At 71.6% G+C, this 20,860-nt stretch carries 20 protein-coding genes; 7 read left to right on the top strand and 13 right to left on the bottom strand.

What is annotated here, in order from left to right:
- Positions 1 to 20 precede the first annotated feature (20 nt).
- The gene (locus ACH4S9_RS09765) at positions 21 to 2,054 is read left to right on the top strand and encodes a thioredoxin domain-containing protein (RefSeq protein WP_398370963.1); all 2,034 of its coding nucleotides are present in this window, start codon (positions 21 to 23) and stop codon (positions 2,052 to 2,054) included.
- A 36-nt stretch (positions 2,055 to 2,090) separates the two neighbouring features.
- On the opposite strand, the gene ACH4S9_RS09770 is transcribed toward ACH4S9_RS09765, so the two are convergent.
- The 3 genes from ACH4S9_RS09770 to ACH4S9_RS09780 form a co-directional block, all read right to left on the bottom strand.
- The gene (locus ACH4S9_RS09770) at positions 2,091 to 2,702 is read right to left on the bottom strand and encodes a TetR/AcrR family transcriptional regulator (RefSeq protein WP_398370965.1); all 612 of its coding nucleotides are present in this window, start codon (positions 2,700 to 2,702) and stop codon (positions 2,091 to 2,093) included.
- A 5-nt stretch (positions 2,703 to 2,707) separates the two neighbouring features.
- Positions 2,708 to 4,279: an MFS transporter gene (locus tag ACH4S9_RS09775; protein ID WP_311726252.1), complete on the bottom strand. Its 1,572-nt coding sequence runs from the start codon at positions 4,277 to 4,279 to the stop codon at positions 2,708 to 2,710.
- Between the two features lie 75 nt (positions 4,280 to 4,354).
- Complete coding sequence (locus ACH4S9_RS09780; RefSeq protein WP_385340564.1) at positions 4,355 to 5,077, bottom strand: hemolysin III family protein; 723 nt, start codon at positions 5,075 to 5,077, stop codon at positions 4,355 to 4,357.
- Positions 5,078 to 5,341: 264 nt separating this feature from the next.
- On the opposite strand from ACH4S9_RS09780, the gene ACH4S9_RS09785 reads away from it, so the two are divergent.
- Positions 5,342 to 7,171 (top strand): phosphoenolpyruvate carboxykinase (GTP), encoded by a 1,830-nt coding sequence (locus ACH4S9_RS09785; RefSeq protein ID WP_398370968.1) that lies wholly within the window; start codon positions 5,342 to 5,344, stop codon positions 7,169 to 7,171.
- 85 nt (positions 7,172 to 7,256) lie between these two features.
- On the opposite strand, the gene ACH4S9_RS09790 is transcribed toward ACH4S9_RS09785, so the two are convergent.
- The 5 genes from ACH4S9_RS09790 to ACH4S9_RS09810 all read right to left on the bottom strand — a co-directional run bounded on the left by ACH4S9_RS09790 (position 7,257) and on the right by ACH4S9_RS09810 (position 12,525).
- Positions 7,257 to 7,970 carry a hypothetical protein gene (locus ACH4S9_RS09790; protein ID WP_311726250.1) on the bottom strand — a complete coding sequence of 238 codons (714 nt, stop codon included), beginning with the start codon at positions 7,968 to 7,970 and terminating at the stop codon, positions 7,257 to 7,259.
- An 87-nt stretch (positions 7,971 to 8,057) separates the two neighbouring features.
- The gene (locus ACH4S9_RS09795; protein ID WP_385340560.1) at positions 8,058 to 8,666 is read right to left on the bottom strand and encodes a hypothetical protein; all 609 of its coding nucleotides are present in this window, start codon (positions 8,664 to 8,666) and stop codon (positions 8,058 to 8,060) included.
- Positions 8,653 to 10,230: an extracellular solute-binding protein gene (locus ACH4S9_RS09800; RefSeq protein ID WP_398371811.1), complete on the bottom strand. Its 1,578-nt coding sequence runs from the start codon at positions 10,228 to 10,230 to the stop codon at positions 8,653 to 8,655. Before ACH4S9_RS09800 ends, ACH4S9_RS09795 begins: the two co-directional genes overlap by 14 nt.
- Before the next feature lie 32 nt (positions 10,231 to 10,262).
- The gene (locus ACH4S9_RS09805) at positions 10,263 to 11,441 is read right to left on the bottom strand and encodes a toxic anion resistance protein (protein WP_385340558.1); all 1,179 of its coding nucleotides are present in this window, start codon (positions 11,439 to 11,441) and stop codon (positions 10,263 to 10,265) included.
- A gap of 10 nt (positions 11,442 to 11,451) precedes the next feature.
- A complete protein-coding gene (locus ACH4S9_RS09810; RefSeq protein ID WP_398370971.1) occupies positions 11,452 to 12,525 on the bottom strand; it encodes a hypothetical protein in 1,074 nt (357 codons plus the stop codon).
- A gap of 202 nt (positions 12,526 to 12,727) precedes the next feature.
- Between ACH4S9_RS09810 and ACH4S9_RS09815 the strand changes: the two genes are divergently transcribed.
- Entirely contained in the window at positions 12,728 to 13,339 is a 612-nt protein-coding gene (locus ACH4S9_RS09815) for an SMI1/KNR4 family protein (protein WP_398370973.1), read from the top strand.
- Here the strand turns inward: ACH4S9_RS09815 and ACH4S9_RS09820 are convergent.
- Together ACH4S9_RS09820 and ACH4S9_RS09825 are read right to left on the bottom strand one after the other, a co-directional pair.
- Positions 13,326 to 13,847, bottom strand: coding sequence for a GNAT family N-acetyltransferase (locus ACH4S9_RS09820; protein ID WP_311726245.1), 522 nt, complete (start codon positions 13,845 to 13,847; stop codon positions 13,326 to 13,328). The genes ACH4S9_RS09815 and ACH4S9_RS09820 overlap by 14 nt on opposite strands.
- Before the next feature lie 71 nt (positions 13,848 to 13,918).
- Entirely contained in the window at positions 13,919 to 14,809 is an 891-nt protein-coding gene (locus tag ACH4S9_RS09825; protein WP_398370975.1) for an NAD(P)-dependent oxidoreductase, read from the bottom strand.
- 127 nt (positions 14,810 to 14,936) lie between these two features.
- Here ACH4S9_RS09825 and ACH4S9_RS09830 point away from each other — a divergent pair, with 127 nt between their 5' ends.
- Positions 14,937 to 15,968: a GlxA family transcriptional regulator gene (locus tag ACH4S9_RS09830; RefSeq protein WP_398370977.1), complete on the top strand. Its 1,032-nt coding sequence runs from the start codon at positions 14,937 to 14,939 to the stop codon at positions 15,966 to 15,968.
- A 23-nt stretch (positions 15,969 to 15,991) separates the two neighbouring features.
- On the opposite strand, the gene ACH4S9_RS09835 is transcribed toward ACH4S9_RS09830, so the two are convergent.
- Positions 15,992 to 17,071 (bottom strand): alkene reductase, encoded by a 1,080-nt coding sequence (locus tag ACH4S9_RS09835; protein WP_398370979.1) that lies wholly within the window; start codon positions 17,069 to 17,071, stop codon positions 15,992 to 15,994.
- Between the two features lie 119 nt (positions 17,072 to 17,190).
- Between ACH4S9_RS09835 and ACH4S9_RS09840 the strand changes: the two genes are divergently transcribed.
- Positions 17,191 to 17,568 carry a MerR family transcriptional regulator gene (locus tag ACH4S9_RS09840; RefSeq protein WP_311726241.1) on the top strand — a complete coding sequence of 126 codons (378 nt, stop codon included), beginning with the start codon at positions 17,191 to 17,193 and terminating at the stop codon, positions 17,566 to 17,568.
- Between the two features lie 55 nt (positions 17,569 to 17,623).
- On the opposite strand, the gene ACH4S9_RS09845 is transcribed toward ACH4S9_RS09840, so the two are convergent.
- Positions 17,624 to 18,136, bottom strand: a complete 513-nt coding sequence (locus ACH4S9_RS09845; protein ID WP_398370982.1) for an O-acetyl-ADP-ribose deacetylase — start codon at positions 18,134 to 18,136, stop codon at positions 17,624 to 17,626.
- An 18-nt stretch (positions 18,137 to 18,154) separates the two neighbouring features.
- A complete protein-coding gene (locus ACH4S9_RS09850) occupies positions 18,155 to 18,625 on the bottom strand; it encodes a nuclear transport factor 2 family protein (RefSeq protein WP_358844909.1) in 471 nt (156 codons plus the stop codon).
- 153 nt (positions 18,626 to 18,778) lie between these two features.
- Between ACH4S9_RS09850 and ACH4S9_RS09855 the strand changes: the two genes are divergently transcribed.
- Both ACH4S9_RS09855 and ACH4S9_RS09860 read left to right on the top strand, forming a co-directional pair.
- Positions 18,779 to 19,765, top strand: coding sequence for an aldo/keto reductase (locus ACH4S9_RS09855; protein WP_398370984.1), 987 nt, complete (start codon positions 18,779 to 18,781; stop codon positions 19,763 to 19,765).
- 95 nt (positions 19,766 to 19,860) lie between these two features.
- On the top strand, positions 19,861 to 20,799 hold the full coding sequence (locus ACH4S9_RS09860; protein WP_398370986.1) for an SMP-30/gluconolactonase/LRE family protein: 939 nt from the start codon (positions 19,861 to 19,863) through the stop codon (positions 20,797 to 20,799).
- Positions 20,800 to 20,860: the final 61 nt, after the last annotated feature.

Raw genomic sequence — 20,860 nt, forward strand, 5'->3', positions numbered from 1 at the left:
AGTTGAGGGAGGATGGAGGCATGCCGAACCGTCTGGCGCACGAGACATCTCCGTACCTTCTTCAGCACGCGGACAATCCGGTCGACTGGCGGCCGTGGTCCGACGAGGCGTTCGGGGAGGCCCGCAGCCGCGGGGTGCCCGTGCTGCTGAGCGTCGGCTATTCCAGCTGCCACTGGTGCCATGTGATGGCCCGCGAATCCTTCGAGGACGAGGCCACCGCCGACTATCTCAACGCCCACTTCGTGTCCGTGAAGGTCGACCGCGAGGAGCGGCCCGACGTCGACGCCGTCTACATGGAGGCCGTGCAGGCCGCCACCGGCCAGGGCGGCTGGCCGATGACGGTCTTCCTGACGCCCGAGGCCGAGCCGTTCTACTTCGGCACGTACTTCCCGCCGGCGCCGCGCCACGGCATGCCGTCCTTCCAGCAGGTGCTGGAGGGCGTCCGCGCCGCGTGGGCGGACCGCCGGGACGAGGTGAAGGACGTGGCCGCGCGCATCGTGCGGGACCTGGCCCAGCGCGGCGGGGCCTCTCTGGAGTACGGGGACGCCCGGCCGCCGGGGCCGGAGGATCAGCCCACCGCGCTGATGGCCCTGACCCGCGAATTCGACGCCGTACACGGCGGTTTCGGGGGCGCGCCGAAGTTCCCGCCGTCCATGGTGCTGGAGTTCCTGCTGCGCCACCACGCCCGCACGGGCTCCGAGGCCGCGCTCCAGATGGTCCAGGCGACCTGCGAGGCGATGGCCCGCGGCGGCATCTACGACCAACTGGGCGGGGGGTTCGCACGCTACGCGGTCGACGAGACCTGGACCGTGCCGCACTTCGAGAAGATGCTGTACGACAACGCGCTTTTGTGTCGCGTCTATGCGCATCTGTGGCGGGCCACGGGCTCCGACCTGGCGCGCCGTGTCGCCGTGGAGACCGCCGAGTTCATGGTCCGCGAGCTGCGCACCGAGCAGGGCGGGTTCGCCTCGGCCCTCGACGCCGACAGCGACGACGGCAAGGGCGGCCACGCCGAGGGCGCGTACTACGTCTGGACCCCGGAGCAGCTGCGCGAGGTGCTGGGGGAGAAGGACGCCGAGCTGGCCGCCGAGTACTTCGGTGTGACGGAGGAAGGCACCTTCGAGCAGGGCGCCTCCGTGCTGCGGCTCCCCGACCGCGAGGCGCTGGCCGACGCCGGGCGCGTCGCCTCCGTACGGGAGCGGCTGCTCGCGGCGCGCGGGCGGCGGCCGCGGCCGGGCCGCGACGACAAGGTGGTCGCCGCGTGGAACGGCCTGGCGATCGCCGCACTCGCCGAGACCGGGGCGTATTTCGACCGCCCCGACCTCGTCGAGGCCGCGGTGGCCGCCGCCGACCTGCTGGTCCGCGTCCACCTGGACGACCGCGCCCGGCTCGCCCGCACCTCGCTGGACGGCACGGCCGGATCCCACGCGGGCGTCCTGGAGGACTACGCGGATGTCGCCGAGGGCTTCCTCGCGCTGTCGTCCGTGACCGGCGAGGGCGCCTGGGTCGAGATCGCGGGGCTGCTGCTGGACACCGTGCTGCGCCACTTCACGGCCGAGGACGGCACGCTGTACGACACCGCGGACGACGCCGAGGAGCTCATCCGCCGCCCCCAGGACCCGACGGACAACGCCGCGCCGTCGGGCTGGACGGCCGCCGCCGGGGCGCTGCTGTCGTACGCGGCCGTCACCGGCGAGGACCGGCCCCGGGAGGCGGCCGAGCGCGCGCTGGGGGTGGTGCGGGCGCTCGGGGCGCGCGTGCCGCGGTTCATCGGGTGGGGGCTCGCGGTGGCCGAGGCGCTGCTGGACGGGCCGCGCGAGGTGGCCATCGTCGGCCAGGGCGACGACCCGGCGACGCGCGCCCTGCACCGGGCCGCGCTCCTGGGCACCGCGCCCGGGGCGGTGGTCGCGGTCGGCGAGCCCGGCTCCGGGGAGGTGCCGCTGCTGCTGGACCGCCCGCTGCTGGAGGGGCGGCCCGCGGCGTACGTGTGCCGCCGGTTCACGTGTGACGCGCCCACGGGGGATGCGGGGGTGCTGGCCGGGAAGCTGGGGTGAGGTTTCTTGGGGGTGCCGTCTCGCGGCCACCCGTCGTCACAGGGTCAGGCCGCGGGCCAGGATCTCCAGCGCGTGGTCGATCTCCTTCTCCACGTCCTCGATCCGCCCGCGGTCGAAGCAGTAGAAGATCGCTTCCTGCACCGCCCCGAGGACTGCCGCCACGACCACCCGCACGTCGAGGTCGTCCGCGGCCCGCCCGCTGCGCTCGGCCAGCACCCCGCCCAGCATGTCGCGGGTCTGGGTCATGCCCTCGCTCATCCGCCCGCGCAGCGCCGGGACCTGCCGGATCAGGGTCAGCCTGACCTCCAACTCCCCGCGGGCGTCGTCGGCGTACTGGCGGATCAGGCCGACGAGCGAGTGGCGCAGGGACGTCACTGGCGGCTCGTCGAGGGGCCGCGCGCGCAGCGTCTCCAGGATGAGCGGGTCGTACTCGTCGGTGAGGACGATGTCCTCTTTGGTGGGGAAGTAGCGGAAGACCGTGCTGGGGGAGACCTCGGCGGCCTCCGCGATCTGGTCGACCGGGGTGGCGTCGTACCCCTGTTCCTGGAAGAGCCGGTACGCGGCGCGCCGGATCGCCTGCCGGGTCTGGATCTTCTTGCGCTCACGCAGTCCGAGCTTGGGCGGGGCCGCGGGGGTGGTACGTGCCATGAATCTCATTGTCGGGCATCGCTGTGCTCCTGGGCCATGGGTGGGGCCTCGGTGGTCTGACCGTCGGGTGTGGCGCGGCCTGGCATGAAGCTTGCGGTCAGGGCGGCCGCGGCCAGCGAGACGGCGGCGGTGACCAGCAGGGTCAGGCCCATGCCGTGGACGAACGCGCGGTCGGCGGAGGCGGCGAGCTCGGGGCTGTGCAGGCGCTCGGCCAGCAGCCGGGCCGCGATCACCGAGTCGTCGGCGATCTCCGCCGTGCCCGGCGGCAGTCCGGTGGTGTCCAACCGGTCCTGGTACGCGCTCGCGAGCAGGCTGCCCAGCAGGGCGATCCCGATCGCGCCGCCGACCTGCCGCAGCGTCATGAGCAGCCCCGAGCCGGTGCCCTCGCGGTCCTTGGGCAGCGAGCCGAGGGCCGCGTCCATGGCCGGGACGACGCCGAGGCCGAAGCCGAAGCCGGTGAGCGTCAGCCAGAGCGCGGTCATGCCGTAGCCGTCGCCCACCTGGGTGCGCGAGCCCAGGAACGCGGCCGCGGCGAGCACCAGCAGCCCGCCGGCGATCACGGGCCGGGCCCCGAAGCGCGCGGCGAGCGGGGCGGCCGTGCGGGCTGAGATCAGCAGCCCGCCCATCATGGGCAGCAGCCGCAGCCCGGTGCCGAAGGCGTCGTAGCCGAGCACGGCCTGGAGGTACTGGGGCAGGACGAACAGCAGGCCCAGCAGGCAGAAGCTCACCAGCATGGCGGTGACGGCGCTCCACAGGAAGGCCGGACGGCGCAGCAGCGTCAGGTCGAGCACGGGGCGTACGGCCCGCCTCTCGCGCAGCACGAGTCCGGTGAGCAGCGCCGCCGACGCGGCGAGCGCGGTGCAGATGAGCGGATCGGACCAGCCCCGGTGCGGGGCCTCGATGATGCCGTAGACGAGGGCGCAGAGCCCGGTGGTGCTCAGCGCGGTGCTGACGAGGTCGACCCTGGGGGCGGCCGGGTCTCGGGTCTCGGGGAGCAGGAACAGGCAGACGACCATGGCGATCGCGGCCATGGGGATGTTGATCAGGAAGACCGAGCCCCACCAGTAGTGGTCCAGGAGCCAGCCGCCGACCAGCGGTCCCAGCGGCATGCCGAGCGCCGCGGCCGCGCTGAGCGCGCCGATGGCCTTGGCGCGCTCCTCGGGGCCGAAGACGGAGGGCAGGACGGCCATGGACAGGGGCGTGATCAGTGCGGCGCCCAGGCCCATGATCACGCGGGCGGCGATGACGAGGCCCGCGGAGTCCACGAGGGTGCCGACGACCGAGCCGGCCAGGAAGATGCCCAGCCCCGCCACCAGCATCGAGCGGCGGCCGAACCGGTCGCCGAGCAGACCGGCCGGGAGCATTCCGGCGGCGAAGACGACGGTGTACGAGTCGGCGATCCACTGCTGTTGGCCGGTGTCGGCGCCGAGCGCCGTGGCCATCTGCGGCAGGGCGATGTTGAGGATCGTCGTATCGAAGCCGATCACCAGCAGGGCGGCGACCAGGGCTCCCAGCGCCCACCAGCGGCGCGGATCCGGGGCGTTCGGGATTTCCGGGGCAGGGGAGACAGCGGACAAGGCACACCTCCGAGAGTTACCGTCAAGTGACAGTAACTCTCAAAAGGTGGGGGCTGTCAATCGATGGGGAATGCGTTAGGCGTGCTGGTACGCCACCAGGGAAATGCCCACGTAGTGGACGACGAAGGCGGCCAGCGTGAAGGAGTGGAACACCTCGTGGAAGCCGAACCAGCGCGGTGAGGGGTTGGGGCGCTTGGTGCCGTAGATCACCGCGCCCACGCTGTAGAGCAGCCCGCCGACGACGATCAGGGTCATGACGGCGATGCCGCCGGTGCGCAGGAAGTCGGGGAGGAAGAAGACCGCCGCCCAGCCCAGCGCGATGTAGCAGGGGGTGTAGAGCCAGCGCGGGGCGCCGACCCAGAACACCCGGAAGGCGATCCCGGCGAGCGCCCCGGCCCACACCAGCCACAGCAGCAACTGCTGTTTGCCCTGGGGCAGAAGCAGCAGCGTGAAGGGCGTGTAGCTGCCCGCGATGATCAGGAAGATATTGGCGTGGTCCAGCCGGCGCAGGATGGCCGTGGCGCGCGGGCCCCAGTTGCCCCGGTGGTACAGGGCGCTCACGCCGAACAGCGCGCAGGCGGTGAGAGTGAAGACGGCGCAGGCCAGGCGCCCGCGCGGGCTGTCGGCGAGGGCGGTGAGGATCACCCCGGCGACCAGCGCGGCGGGGAACATGCCGGCGTGCAGCCACCCTCGCAGCCGCGGCTTGAGCGGTACCGGCGGAGCTGTTGGGGACCCGGGTGTGGTGTCAACCGAAGCGTCAACGGGGGGGTCGGGCACGGCGGCAGTCATGGCGCTCATGCTACCTACGCAACCGTAGGTTACCCCCCTGTTTCGAGTGGTGATGGTCACCAATGCGTCCACTGGACAGAACGGCCGAGCAGTCGGATGATCAAATGAGCGCGGTCGGCACCGGATGAGCTGAGCATTCGGGTCGCAGCCCCCAAGGGGCAGCTGTCTCCATAACCTCCAGAAGTCCAGATATGCGGGTATGAGTGCACATATCCGCCCAAACCCTCAATCAGTGACGCCGGACCGAGGTGGTCCCGGCGGGATGGAGCGATCGTGGCGCCCAGCAATGTGGCTTCCTCAACCACCACAGCCCCCACCAACCACCAGGAGCTGATCTCCTGGGTCGGCGAGATCGCCGAGCTCACCCAGCCCGACCGGGTGGTGTGGTGCGACGGCTCGGAGGCGGAGTACGACCGCCTGTGCGCGGAGCTCGTGGACAGGGGAACCTTCCAGCGTCTCGACCCGATCAAGCGGCCGAACTCGTACTACGCGGCCTCGGACCCCACCGACGTGGCGCGCGTCGAGGACCGCACCTTCATATGCTCCGAGCGCGAGCAGGACGCGGGCCCGACCAACCACTGGAAACACCCCGACGAGATGCGCGCCATCTTCTCCGGGGAGCAGGGCGTCTTCCGGGGCTCGATGCGCGGCCGGACCATGTACGTGGTGCCGTTCTGCATGGGCCCGCTCGGCTCGCCGCTGTCCGCGATCGGCGTCGAGATCACCGACTCCGCGTATGTCGCGGTCTCCATGCGCACCATGACCCGCATGGGCCAGGAGGTCCTCGACGTCCTCGGTGACGAGGGCTTCTTCGTCAAGGCCGTGCACACCCTCGGCGCCCCGCTGGAGCCCGGCCAGGCCGACGTCCCCTGGCCGTGCAACAGCACCAAGTACATCTCCCACTTCCCCGAGAGCCGCGAGATCTGGTCCTACGGCTCCGGCTACGGCGGCAACGCGCTGCTCGGCAAGAAGTGCTACGCCCTGCGCATCGCCTCCGTCATGGCCCGCGACGAGGGCTGGCTCGCCGAGCACATGCTGATCCTCAAGCTCACCCCGCCGCGGGGAGAGGCCAAGTACGTCGCGGCGGCCTTCCCCAGCGCCTGCGGCAAGACCAACCTCGCCATGCTGGAGCCGACCATCCACGGCTGGACGGTCGAGACCATCGGCGACGACATCGCCTGGATGCGCTTCGGCGAGGACGGCCGGCTCTACGCGATCAACCCCGAGGCGGGCTTCTTCGGCGTCGCGCCCGGCACCGGCGAGCACACCAACGCCAACGCCATGAAGACCCTGTGGGGCAACTCGGTCTTCACCAACGTCGCGCTCACCGACGACGGCGACGTGTGGTGGGAGGGCATGACGGAGGACGCGCCCGCGCACCTCACCGACTGGAAGGGCAACGACTGGACGCCCGGGTCCGAGACCCCCGCCGCCCACCCCAACGCCCGCTTCACCGTGCCCGCCGGGCAGTGCCCGATCATCGCGCCCGAGTGGGAGGACCCCAAGGGCGTGCCGATCTCGGCGATCCTCTTCGGCGGCCGCCGCGCCAGCGCGGTGCCGCTGGTCACCGAGTCCTTCGACTGGCAGCACGGCGTCTTCCTCGGCGCCAACGTGGCCAGCGAGAAGACCGCCGCGGCCGAGGGCAAGGTCGGCGAGCTGCGCCGCGACCCGTTCGCCATGCTGCCGTTCTGCGGCTACAACATGGGCGACTACATGGCCCACTGGGTGAAGATCGGCAAGGCCGCCGACCCGGCGAAGCTGCCGAAGATCTACTACGTGAACTGGTTCCGCAAGGACGCCGGCGGCCGGTTCGTGTGGCCGGGCTTCGGTGAGAACAGCCGGGTGCTCAAGTGGATCGTCGACCGCCTCGACGGCCGGGCCGAGGGCGTGGAGACCCCGATCGGCGTGCTGCCGACCCGCGAGGCGCTGGACACCGACGGCCTGGACATCGCCGACGCCGACCTCGACCTGCTGCTGACCGTCGACAAGGAGGTGTGGCGCGAGGAGGCGGCGCTGGTCCCCGACCACCTGCGCACCTTCGGTGACCACACGCCGAAGGAGATGTGGGACGAGCACCGCTCGCTCGTCGAGCGTCTCGGCTGAGCGAGAGCTCCGGGCGAGAGCTTCGCGCGCCGTTCAAGGCCAGGGCCCCGCACCCGTGTGCGGGGCCCTGCCTCGTTGGGGCGCGTCAGCCGCCGTTGGAGACCAGCTTCTTGACGCCGCGCTGGTCCGCGGCCGTGAACTTGCCGCCGTTGGTGTTCAGATAGCCGCCGTTCGGCGAGGCCATGACCGGCCGGTTCTCGTTCGGGCTGAACTTGGACGGGTCCGGGTGATCCAGACCCATCATGTGGCCCAGCTCATGGGTGACCGCGTTGAGGGTCATCGCGTGAGCCTTGGCCTTGTTCGAGCCGAACCAGGTGTTCTCCTTGCCCGTACTGGTCCAGTACTCGGTGTCCATCTCGACATATCCGCCCCAGGCGGAGTTGTTCCTGGTGTTGTAGCAGGGAAGGGCGTGCGAGAAGCCCGCCTTCCCCATCGGCCGGTACTTCAGCAGAAACATGATGTGGTTCTGCGGCCCGGCGCAGTACTTCTTGTTCTGGTAGTTCGTCCCACCCTCGATCTTGGTGGACAGCACGAACTTGATTCCCGCGTTCTTCACCTCCGGGATGGCGTTGAGCTGCTGGACCGGAACCTTCAGATACGGCGTGAGCCAGCTCTGCGACTTCTGCGTCACGAACGTGAGGGTGTACGTGCTGTTGTGCTGAAGATTCGTGATGTAGTACGGCGAGCCGGACTCCAGCTTCCAGCCCACGCCCTCGTTCGCGGCGCTCGCGGTCGAGGCCGTGGCGAATACCGACGCGAACGCGGCGGCCAGGGCGATTCCGCCGATTCTTTTCCTCATGTGGTGCTCCCCGTTGTACCGAGGCCCGCCGTGCACGCCGGGCCGATCGGATCCTAATCGCCGTCCGATGGCCCGGTGTCACCAGCTCTAGTGGTTGCGTCCCCGGTCCTCCAGGTACTGGGTGTGCGTCTGCTGGCGGCGGGCCTCCGCCTCCCGCAGGGCGGAGGCCATCGCGTCCGCCTCGTCGAACAGCAGCGTCAGCTGGCGCTCCAGATGGCGCTCGGGCGGGTCGGCGCCCGGGGAGAGCCGGGTCCACCAGCGGGTCCGGGCGTAGGTGTCCACGGCCTCGGGGACGTCGTGGCGGATGATCCGCGACAGCGCGTACGTCCCCTCCGGGTCGAGCAGCAGCGCCTCGCCCGCCAGCTCCGGGTCGAGCAGCGCCGCCAGCAGCCCGTCCAGCTCGGTGAGCCGGCCGGAGGCGGCGGGCCCCAGCTCGACCTGGGCGAGATACTCCTGGAGCCGCGTGAAGTCCTCGCGCAGGGCGTCCAGTTCCCGGGCGGGGTCGGCGAAGTCCGGCGCCGCGGGCCGCTCGGGCGGGGCGATCAGCGCGCCCGCGCCGTACAGGCCCGCCACCACCACCGGCCAGTACGCGCCCGCGAGACCGGTGAAGGTGAGGGCCAGGCCCGCGATCCCCGCCGCGCTGCCGGCGATGTTCTTGCGGGACTCCAGATAGCGCAGAGCCTTATTGGTAGCCACGGATCTCCTCGAAGGCCTCGTTCAGCGAGCTCTTGGTCGCGTCGAAGAGGCGTCCGCCGGTGAGGGAGGCGATGCCCTCCAGCTCGGCCCGGTCGGAGTCGCCGAAGACGATCGGGAAGACGGGGGTCACCCGCTGCGCCTGGGGGAGGCGCCGGTAGAAGGACTCGAAGTCGCCGGCGGACGCCCCGGTGGTGTTCTCCCCGTCCGTCATCAGCACGATCGAGGTGAAGCGGTCGTCCCCGAGGTCCGAGGCGCGCCGGGCGAGATGGCGGTACGCCTCCCGCAGGCTGCTGAAGATCGCGGTGTCGCCCTCGGCGGTCAGCGCCTTGGCGTCCGCGCGGATGGCGGCCAGCGCCGTGCCCGGGTCGTCCTCGGGGACCGTGTGCGTACGGACCGCCTTCACCGCGGAGCCGAAGGGCATCAGCGTCACCTCCTCCCGGTCCCGGAACCGCTCCCCGGTGGGGGAGCCGTCCGCGCCGGCCAGCTGGGTGAGCGCCGACTTGAGCCGGTCCAGCCGGTCGCCCTCCATCGAGCCCGAGGTGTCCAGCACGTACACCGTCCGCGAGGGCCGCCGCAGCTCGTTCTCGTACGCGGCGAGCAGCCCGTCGGCCACCGACCGGGTGCCGGGGAAGGGCAGTTCGCGCCGCTTGGCGGCGGACAGCGGGGCCGCGGGGCGTACGGAGGTGACGACGGGGCGCCGGAAGGTCCGCTCGGTCAGCGTCCGCTGGGCCTTGGCGGACCGCAGATACTCGGTGAGCGCGCGGACCGAGTCCCGCGCGTCCTGGGACGCCGAGGCGAGCGCGGTGAGCGGGTAGTCGGCGGTCACCACGCCGTCTTGGGGGCGGATCACCGTCAGGTCGGTGTGGTGGTCGCGGTTCAGGGACAGCAGGACGGACTCGTAGTTGATCAGGGCGTCCACGTCGCCGCGCCGGATGTACGCCTGGGCCAGCCACCCGGAGGAGCCGGACGTCAGCTTCTGCCCCGCGAAGAACTCCTTGAGCTTCGGCGTGACCTTCCGCACGTCCGCGTCGCGCAGCGCCGACTGGGCGCCGGACAGCCCCGAGGCGATCGAGATGAGCGCCGAGAAGCCGGAGTTGGAGCGCACCGGGTCGGTCATCCCGTACGTCAGCTTCCCGTCGGCCACCGCCTGGTGGATCCGCGCCCAGGTGACCTGGTCCGGGTGCCGGCCCAGCCGCCGTACGACGTCCGTCTTGACGCCGAGGGCGACCGGCGAGGTCATCACCGGCGTCTCCGAGGTGATCTTCTTGGCGGTCTCCGGGCGCAGCCGCAGGTAGTCGTTGGACGACAGCCAGATCGCGTCGTACACCCCGTCCGCCTTCCCGGACGCCACCTGCTCGACCGCGTCCAGGGTGCCGGACCAGGTGGCCTCGACGGTGACGCCGGTCGCCTCGCGCGCCGCGTCCAGCACCGGCTTCATGTCCGTCAGCTCGCTGCTCGCCAGGATCCGCAGGGTGCCGGGGGAGCCGCCCTTGCCCCGCTTGTTGTCCTCGCTCTCCGAGGTGCAGGCGCTCACCGGCAGCACGGCGGCGAGGCCGAGGGCCATCAAGGCGCGCCGGGGCACGCCGTCGGCTCTGCTCACTGGAGGCTCCCCTCGGCCGCGCCCGCCGCGCGGGTGCGTTCCAGGTACGTGCTCGCCTGCTGGAGCTCGTCGGTCAGGGCCTCCACCGTCGCCGCCATCGACTCGGTCGCCCGCGCCTTGTAGGTGTCGATCGCGTCCAGCGTCCGGTAGATCTGCTGGAACGCGCCGCGCAGCGTCTCCACGCCCACCGCCGGGTCGGCCGCGATCCGCTGGATCTCGCCGCTCTGCGTGGCCAGCATCTCCGCGTTGCCCCGGATCAGGTCCTCCGTGGTCCCGCGCAGGGCGTTGACCTGCTCGGTCACCTTGCGCTGGCTCTCCAGCGCGGAGGACAGCATCACCGCGATGCGCAGCGCCGAGACGGTGGTGGTCGCGGCCCGGTCGACGCCCTTGATGAGCTCCTCGTTGTTGCGGCGCACCACGTCCATCGCCAGATAGCCCTGCGCGCACACCGCGAGCTGCGTCAGCAGGTCCTGGTGCTTCTGCCGGACGGGGAAGAGCACATCGGCGCGCAGCGCGTCCGCCTGCGTCGGGTCGGTGGCCTCGACGGCCGTGATCTGCCGCTCGACCGCCGTGTCCAGGGCCTGGGCCAGCACCGCGTACTCCTGGAGCTTGCCCATGTTCTCCCACAGGCGGACCCGCTCGGTGTGCAGGGCTGCGTTGTCGCGGCGCAGCTCGTCCTGGCCGCCGCGCAGCGATCCGACGATCTTGTTGAGGGTGGACTGGGCGGAGGCGTACTTGGCGACGTGGTCGCGCAGCTTGTTGCCGCCCGGCAGCTTGGAGAGCAGCTTGCGGGCGCCCTTCAGCTGGGTGTCGCGCGGGTCCAGGTCCTCGACGGTGCGGCGCAGCTCGACCAGCGAGGAGGAGACCCGGGTCTGGGCGTCGCCGTCGCCCTGGGCGAGGGAGCGCACGGTGCGGTCCAGCATCCGGTTGGACTGCTGGGCGGCGCCGCGCATCTCGCCCGCGCCGAGCGCGGTGATCTCGCCGATCCGGGTGGCGAACTCGGGGGAGCGGGCGTCCAGTCCGGCCAGCGTGTTCACGTACTCGGCGGCGCGGCGCTCCATCTCCTCCCGTACGGACTCCTCGACCGGCACCAGGCCGGCCGCCTTCTCCTTGGGGACCGGGGCGACGGGCTCGGGCGGGGTGAGGACCAGGTCGTCGGTGTTGTCAGTGGCCATGATGGTCTCCCTAGCTCCTGGCTCGTCGCGCGAGGTCCCGCAGCACCTCGGCCTTGGGCACGGGCGCCTGCCGGACTCCGGTCAGCCGCTGGTTGAGATACGCGGTGTGGGGCGCGGTGGCGGCGATGAACTCCGGGGCCGCGCCCTGCGGCCGGAAGCCGTGCCGGACGGCCAGCTCGCGCAGCTTCTTGTCGCCGCTCAGCAGCTCGCCGAGCTTGCGGCCCTCAGAGGTCAGCGGCACCAGGGTGTGGTCGCTGTTGACCGTGACGTCCGGGTAGAGGACGACCATGTCGCCGACGTCCTGCTTCTGCATCAGCAGCGAGGCGACCTGCGACTCGTAGACCAGGACCAGCGGGTTGGCCGCCCCGCTGATGAAGTCCCGGAACGGGGCGTCGGAGCTGGACTGCTGGGCGCCCTGGACGCTGATGAGCTTCTTCATCAGCGGGGCGGTCCGGGCGATGTCCTGGTCATTGGCGACGATACGGCCGCCGTTCTCCACGTACGAGGCGGCGGCCAGATACAGCGCGCCCGAGTTGGACTGGGAGGGGTCGGTGCTGGTGATGGACACCACGCCGTTCAGCTCGCTGTACTTCCCCGAGCCCTTGAGCTGCTGCCAGGTCCCGTCCTCCTTGGCGGCCTTCAGGTACGCGGCCATCTTCAGCGTGCCGGTGTTCTTGCCGGTCAGCGTCGCGAGCCCGTTGTCGGCCAGCACCCCGGCGGCGTTGCGGTGCGCGACGACCACCAGGGGCGAGTAGAAGGGCCGCAGCGGCGTGCCGCTGACCCCGGCCTTCCGCGCCAGCTCGGCGGCGGGGGACTCGCTGCTCGGGAAGGCGAAGTCGTACCCCTTGAGCGGGAGGTTCTCCATCGCCCAGGAGCCGGATGTCTCCGTCTTGACGGTGAATCCCTTGGCTGCGAGGGCCTTCACCACGTCGGGGTCGGCGAAGAACTCGGCCTTCTCCGACCCGATCACTCCGCGCACGGTCGTCGTTGCCGTGCCCTTGTCCTTGTCGCGTCCCGCGACGACGGCGACAGCCACCCCGCCGATCAGCAGAACCGCCAGGACGATTCCGAATATGCGTCTCACGGCGGCAGCGTGCTCGCGGAAACCCACATTCCGGGCGCGGTCAGGTGACGGGAAGGTGAACGGCTGATCGCAGTCCGAAACGGGAACCGGCCATTCTGGAGCGCCAGTTGGGGACGGGGGTGAACGCCAGGCGACGTCCCTGGTCAGGGCCGGTATCGGGGGTCGTCGGGCGCTGTCGGAGGCGTGTGGCACGCTCTGCGCCATGAGCAGCCATCCGACCGACGCACCGACCGACGACCCGCACGACGACCTGATCGGCACGCAGACCCCGGTGCGCCGCCTCACCGATCCGGACGAGGCGATCGCCGCGCTGGAGCGCGCCGTGCCCGGTCTGGCGGCTCACCGTCGGCCGGAGCCCGTCGCGATCGACTGGGCGGTGCTGGAGGAGGGCCTGGGCACCCCGCTGCCCGCCGACTACAAGCGCCTGGCCGAGTGCTATCCCGATTTCATCCTCGGCGACTTCCTCCTTCCCAACCTCCCCAGGCCCGGGAAGGAGCGGTATCTGCTCGACGGCATCCGCGAGACGCTGACCGAGGACCTCCGGGACTGGTGGGAACACGACATGACAGCCGGCCTGCGCCTCTACCCGGCGCCGGGCGGGCTGCTGCCGTGGGGGGATTCCAACCAGGGCGACATGTTCCTGTGGAGCACGACCGGGGACGGCCCGGGGGAGTGGCTGGTCACCGTCGCCTCCCACAACGGCGGCTGGTGGCACTACGCGGGTGGCGCCGTCCAGTTCCTCGCGGAGCTGTGCGACGGCACGCTCGAACTCTGGGAGCTGCCCCGGGTCGGCGTCGACGTCATCGCGTTGTGACGGCCGTGCCGTCGAGCCGTCTGCGGAAGCACACGCGGGCCTGCCCCAGGCCGTCGTAGTCGCTGTGCACGGGCACTCCGTCGAGCTCGCGGTCGCCCGCTTCGAGTTCGAAGCCCAGGGCCCGGTGGAACGCGATGGACCCGGTGTTCCCCGGCGAGGTGATGGCCCGTACCTCCGTCCGGCCCGCCCCGGCGGCCCGCCGGAAGAAGGCCTCGTAGAGCCCGCGCGCCACGCCCTGCCCGCGCAGCCGCGGGTCCACCCCCACGAAGTGGATATACGCCTCACGGTCGTTGTCGCCGGAGTAGAAGCCGACCAGGAACGCCTCGACCTCCCCCGAACCGCCCTCCCGCACCAGGCTGGTGCCGGAGAAGAACTGGAGAAACAGCCTCGGCAGCAGCAGGGACAGCTCGCGGGCCTGCTGAGGCGTGCGGGAGTCGCCCCACCACGTCCGTACGCACTCCACGAGCGCGGGGTGGTCGGACACGCGGGCCTGGCGCGGATCCGGCATTCCTGCCTCCTTCGGGACGGGACACGTCCGGTACACCACGACAGGGTGTCAAACGGGCCCTCGCCCGCCGCTCACCGGTCGTCCGCGGGCCCCCTCAGGACCTCGATCACCCCCGCGAAGCTGTCCGGGCCGTGGCCCGCCGCCGAGGCCCGCTCCATGGTGGACTTCAGCAGCTCGGGCAGGGCGTTGTCGACGCCCCGGGACGCGGCCGCGTGGAGCAGGTGCTCGATGGCCGCGATCTGCACGTCGATGGTCGCGTCGTCGCCCGGGTAGCGGCCGGCGTCCACCTGAGGTGCGTAGGTGGTGAGGAAACCGGCCACGGCGGTCAGCCAGCGGATCGCGATGGGGGTGAAGGCCGTGGCCGGCGTCTTCTCCGCGCCGACCAGCGCGGTGCCGTGCAGCCAGCCGGCCATGGTGGACCACATCAGGCCGAGCAGGGCCGCGTCGTAGAGGGAGGCCAGGCCGGGTTCTTCGGACAGGTGCAGGGGGTCGCCCAGGGCCGCCAGGGTCGGCCGGTGGGCCTCGAAGACGGCCCGCGGACCGCTGTAGAGGAACATCATCTCGGGGCTGCCGACGCCGGGCGGGGTGGTCATGATCGCGCCGTCGAGATAGTCGGCGCCATGCGACCGGGCCCACCCGGCCATCTCATCGGCCTGCTCCGGCGAGCCGGAGGTGAGATTGACCAGGACCTTGCCCGCGAGGGACTCGGCGACGGGGGCGAGGACGGTGTGCAGCGCGTCGTAGTCCAGTACACAGGCGAGGACGAGCGGGCTCGCCGCGATCGCCTCCCGGGGCGTCGCGGCCGGGCGGGCGCCCCGGTCGGCCAGCGGCCGGGCCTTGTCCGCCGAGCGGTTCCACACGGTGGTCGGGTGGCCGCGGTCCAGTAGCGCGGAGGCCAGCGCCGAGCCCATCGAGCCCAGTCCGACGACCGTGACGGCCTGGTGGCCATGGTCGGTGTTCAATTCACAGCTCCTCGTATGTCCGCACACAGCGGTTGTTCCGTCGCCTGCCACGCTCGCAGCGCTCGGCGGCCGCGGACAGTGACACCGATGACGACCGCCACCAAATTCCTGCCATACGCTGCGAGGCATGAGCGCTGGTTCCGTGGCCGTGGTCGTGACCGAGGAGATAGGGCTCCCCTCCTGGGACCTCTACGAACTGAGCATCCCCTGCACCGTCTTCGGGAAGGCACAGGCCGACCTGGCCGACCCCTGGTACGACCTGAGGCTGTGCGGCATGGGAGCGGCAGCGGCAGCGGGAGCGGGGGAGCGGCCGGAGGACGGCGGCACCGGGCTCGTGCTGCGGACCGGCCACGGCCTCGACGACCTGGTCGGAGCCGACACGGTCATCGTGCCCTCGGTGCCCGACGCCTGTGTCGAAGAGGGCAAACCCCTGCCGGAGGCGCTGATCCTGGCCCTGCGCCGGGCCTACGACGCGGGCGCCCGCATGGTCTCCCTGTGCACCGGAGCCTTCGCGCTCGCCGAGGCCGGGCTGCTCGACGGGCGGCGCGCCACGGCCCATTGGCTGCACACCGCGCAACTCGCCGAGCGCTACCCGAAGGTGCGGGTCGACGACTCGGTGCTGTACGTGGACGACGGCGACGTGCTCACCAGCGCGGGCCTGACCGCCGGGCTCGACCTCTGCCTCCACCTGGTGCGCCGCGACCTCGGCGCCCATGTCGCGAACCAGCTCGCCCGCCGCATGGTGGTGCCCGCCCACCGGCCCGGCGGCCAAGCCCAGTTCATCGACCTGTCCGTGCCCGCGACCGACGACGACGCGCTGGCCCCCGTACTGGAGTGGGCCCGGTCCCACCTGGACCGGCCCCTGACGGTGCGGGACCTGGCGCTGCGGGCCGCGATGAGCCCCCGCACCTTCTATCGGCGGCTCCAGGAGGCCACGGGGACGACCCCCTTGCGGTGGCTGCTCACCCAGCGCCTCGGGCGGGCCCAGGCCCTGCTGGAGTCGACCGACCTCCCCATCGAGAAGATCGGCGAACTCAGCGGCCTGGGCACGGCCAACAACCTCCGCCACCACTTCCTCCGGCACATCGGGGTGTCGCCGAGCGAGTACCGGCGGGCCTTTCCGCGGTCGGTTCCCGGGGCCGTTCGCGGGGCCGGGTGAGGCGTCTCCTGACGCGCTCGGCGTCAGGCCGTGTGCTGATACGCCGAGTAGGTCAGATAACCCGCGTCGCCGCCCTGGTAGTACGTGGCCTCGTCGGCCGGGGCGATCGGGAGGCCGGTGCGCAGCCGCTCGACCAGATCGGGGTTGGCGATGAAGGCGCGCCCGAAGCTGATGAGGTCGGCCCCCAGCCCGAGCCAGTGGTCGGCCTCGGTCCGCCCGGTCTGCTTCGGGCCCATCGGAAGCACCGGGTTCATGATGAGGGTGCCGGGCCACGCACGGCGCAGGCCCATCAACACCTCCTCGTCGGCGGTGGCTTCGAGATGGACGTACGCCACCTCAAGGCGGGCCAACTCGGTCAGGAGCGCGGTGTAGAGCTCCGGAACATCGGCCTCCGCCACGCCCCAGAACGTCCCGCCCGGGGAGAGCCGTATACCGGTCCTGGCCCCGCCGACGGCCTCGACGGTCGCCGACACCGCTTCGACGGCGAACCGGATCCGGCCCGCGACCGAGCCTCCGTAGCGGTCCGTGCGCAGATTGGCGTTCGAGGAGAGGAACTGGGAGATCAGATAGCCATTGGCGCCGTGCAGCTCGACACCGTCGAACCCGGCGTCGACGGCGCGGCGGGCGGCCTGCGCGTACGACCGGGCGTGCTCGGGCACCTCGGCGGCCTCCAGGGCGCGCGGCGTCGGCGCGGGCTGGGGCCCGGTGGGGGTGAACACCTCGCCGACGGCGGCGACGGCCGAGGGCCCGACCGGGCGCATACCGGTGGTGTCCGGATGTGAGACCCGCCCGCCGTGCATCAGCTGGGCGAAGATCCGGCCGCCGTTGGAGTGCACGGCGGCGGTCACCGGGCGCCACGCGGCGACCTGATCGTCGGTGTGCAGCCCCGGTGTGCCCGGATTGGACTGCCCGATCAGACTCGGCTGCACGCCTTCGCTCACGATCAGCCCGGCGGTGGCCCGCTGCGCGTAGTACGTCGCCATCGACGGCGTCGCCAGACCGCCGTCGGCGGCCCGGATCCGCGACATCGGGGCCATCACCACCCGGTTGGGCAGCGTCAGGTCACCGAGCCGATAGCTGTCGAAAAGGGTCGTCGTCGTCACGTCGGGTTTCCTCCGCGATCCGCGGCGCCCGCTTCTCGGGCGCTCGGCGGTTACGCTAAAACCTCACATGGATGTCAGAGGCAAGGCTCTGTGTCGCGGGTCACAGTCGGGAGGACGGCATGCGCATCGGGGAGCTCGCCGCACGGGCCGGGGTCAGCGTCAGATCCCTGCGCTACTACGAGGAACAGGGGCTGCTCGCCAGCGCCCGCAGCGCCAGCGGGCAGCGGCACTACACGGACGACGAGGTCGAACGGGTCACGTTGATCCAGCGGCTGTACGCCGCGGGGCTGTCCAGCCGCACTATCTACGAACTGCTGCCGTGTGTCGACGCGCCCAGTGAGGAGAATTCCGACGCCGCGCTGGAGCGGATGGCACAGGAGCACGACCGGCTCTCCCGCCACATCGACGAACTCATCCACACCCGGGACGCACTCGAAGGGCTGATGGCCACGAACCGCGCGCATCGCGAGACTCTGCGGGCAACGGCGGCCTGCTGACCGCGGCCAGCCGATCGTCCCGACCGCGCCCTAGGGGGTGTACGCCGGACAGGGCCTAACTCGCGTGCGCGGCGAATGCCGCGTACGCGGGCTCGTCGAAGAGGACGAACCTGACCTCCTCGACCGCGGTGTCCGCGGCCCGCACCGTATCGACGGCGATGCGGGCGGCGTCCTCCAACGGCCACCGGTAGACGCCGGTCGAGATGGCCGGGAACGCGACCGTACGGGCGCCGAGTTCGTCAGCGACCCGCAGCGCCTCGCGGTGGCAGGAGACGAGAAGCTCCGAGCGGTCCTCGGTGGCGGACCACACGGGCCCCACGGTGTGGATGACCCAGTCGGCGTGCAGCCGCCCCGCGGTCGTGGCCACGGCCCGCCCCGTCGGCAGCCCCTTGCCGTAGTGCGACGCGCGCAGCGCCCGGCACGCCTCCAGGATCTCGGGGCCGCCCCGGCGGTGGATGGCGCCGTCGACGCCTCCGCCGCCGAGGAGGGAGGAGTTCGCGGCGTTGACGATGGCGTCGGCGTGCTGGTCGGTGATGTCGCCGCGGACGAAGGTGATGGTGGTGCTCATGGGGTCATCTTCCGTGGTCTACGGCCGCTCGGGCGAGCTGACGCGCTCCGTCGGGCCGCCGAACGGCAGGAACGTGGACCGGGTGGCGAGCAGCCAGACGCCGTTCTCCTTGCGGAACGTGTCCTCGTAGTGGCCCACGTTCGCGGGCAGCCGGGGCGGCAGCATGCCGCCCGTGTAGCCGTCGACGCGGTACGTCGCGAAGTACGACGTGGCGGAGGCCGTCGTCGGGGACTCCACGGTGACCAGGATGTTCGTACACATCCGCCGCGACAGCCGGTCCGCCGGCCGCGACCCGAAGTACTCCCGCAACGCCTCACGCCCCTCGACCCGGCGGGCGCCCTGCGGCCATTCCCACACCCCGTCGGGCGTGAACAGCTCGGCCACGGTGGCGGGGTCTCCGAGGTCGAGACGGCGGAGGAACTCGACGATCAGCCGCTCGCAGGCGCGCTCGGCGAGCAGGCGGGCCAGGTCCTGGGCTTCGGCGGTCATCTCCACTTCTTAGCAGCGGCGCGGGTGGCGCCACGAACCGTTTTCCACACCGTCGCGGCCCGGCGCTCTTGCTTCGAGTGCACGCGAACTGCTTAGCGTCCTCGGCACGACCGTGATCGACAGCACCCCCGCGGAAAGGGCTCGAGCGTCATCATGAGCAACGCCATCGAACAGATCAGCAAGGTCGAGCTGGGCCACGGCGGCCCCCTCGTCGGCGTCCAGGGCTTCGGCGCCATGGGCATCAGCCACGCCTACGGGCAGACGGACGACGCGGCGGCCCGCGACACCCTGGAGGCCACCGTCGAGGCGGGCGTCACCCTCATCGACACCGCCGACATGTACGGCGCCGGCGCCAACGAGGAGTTCCTCGCGCCGTTCGTCGCCGCGCACCGCGACGAGATCACCCTGGCCACCAAGTTCGGCGTCGAGCGCCGCGCCGACGACCCGGACTACCGGGCCATCCGCAACGATCCCGGCTACGTCAAACAGGCCGTCGAGGCGAGCCTGCGCCGCCTGAACGTCGAGGTCATCGACCTCTACTACATGCACCGCCGCGACCCCGCCGTCCCGCTGGCCGAGTCCGTCGGCGCCATGGCCGAGCTGGTGCGGGAAGGCAAGGTCAGGCACCTCGGTCTGAGCGAGGTCACCGGTGCCGAGCTGCGCGAGGCGCACGCCGTGCACCCGATCACCGCGCTCCAGTCGGAGTGGTCGGTCTTCAGCCGGGACGCCGAGCGCGGCGCGGTGGGCGCGGCCGCTGAGCTCAACGTCGCCTTCGTGCCGTACTCGCCGCTCGGCAAGGGCTTCCTGACCGGCGCGTTCACCGACACGGGCACAGTCCTCTCCAGCGGCGACGTCAGGCAGTCGCATCCGCGCTTCACCGGCGACAACGCCAAGGCGAACGCCGCTCTCCTGGCTCCCCTGCGCACCATCGCGGCCGACCATGGTGCCACCACGGCGCAGATCGCCCTGGCCTGGGTGCAGCAGCGCGCCCAGGCGCACGGCCTGACCGTCGTTCCGATCCCCGGCACCCGCAGCCGCGGCCGCCTCCTCGAGAACGCCGCGGCGACCCGGATCACGCTGACCTCCGACGAGCTGGCGCTGCTGGAGCCGGTCGCCGCCCAGGTGGCGGGCGACCGTTGACCGGTCTGTGAGCGCGTGTTCAGGGGCGGCGCGGGCGGAGACCGTATCCATGGGGGAGAGATACGCGATCCACTGTGGACGAGGAGAGGGTGGCCATGAGCAGCGAGCGCCCCGCGCTGTACGAGATGTTCGACGAACGGTTCCGCACCGGGCGGTGCATGGACGGCGATGACCGTCTTGAGGTCCTGTACGGCGGCTGCCGCTGGGCCGAGGGGCCCGTGTATCTGCCTGCCTGGCGGCAGGTGATCTGGAGCGACATCCCCAACGACCGGTTGCTGCGGTGGGACGAGGAGACCGGCGCGGTCGGCGTCTTCCGCCGCGGCGCCGGGAACACCAACGGCAACACCCTTGACCGCGAGGGCCGTCTGATCAGCTGTGAGCAGGGCAACCGCCGCGTGACCCGGACCGAGCACGACGGCACGGTCACGGTGCTGGCCGACCGCTGGCAGGGCAAGCGTCTGAACAGCCCGAACGACGCGGCGGTGAAGTCGGACGGCTCGATCTGGTTCTCCGACCCGGACTTCGGCATCCTCAGTGACTACGAGGGCTACCGGGCGCAAAGCGAGATCGGCTCCAACAACGTCTACCGGATCGACCCGGACAGCGGCCAGGTGCGGCTGGTCGCCGACGGCCTCGGCGCCCCGAACGGCCTGGTGTTCTCGGCCGACGAGCGGCGGCTGTTCGTCTCCGACACCCGGGCGGGCTGCGTCCGGGTCTTCGATGTGCGTGACGACGGCACGCTGTCGGACGGCGAGATCTTCGCCGAGGCCGCGGCCCGCGAGGGCGCCCGCTTCGACAACCTCCGCTTCGACGACGGCGGCAGGCTCTGGGTGGCCGCGATGGACGACGGCGTGCACTGCTACGACCCGGACGGCACGCTGATCGGGCGGCTCGTCGTCCCCGAGACGGCCGCAAACATCTCCTGGGGCGGCGCCAAGCGCAACCGTCTCTTCATCGCGGCGCGGACCGGCCTCTACTCGGTGGTCATGAGCGTCACGGGCACGCACCCGACCGGGCCGGGGCCCAGGCCCTGACCCGAGGGGCCGTGCCCCGTCCGGGACCGGTCCCGGACGGGGCACGGGAGGGTCGGGGTGG

Origin of the sequence: Streptomyces sp. NPDC021225 (genome assembly GCF_044332865.1) — a bacterium.
Taxonomy (GTDB): domain Bacteria; phylum Actinomycetota; class Actinomycetes; order Streptomycetales; family Streptomycetaceae; genus Streptomyces.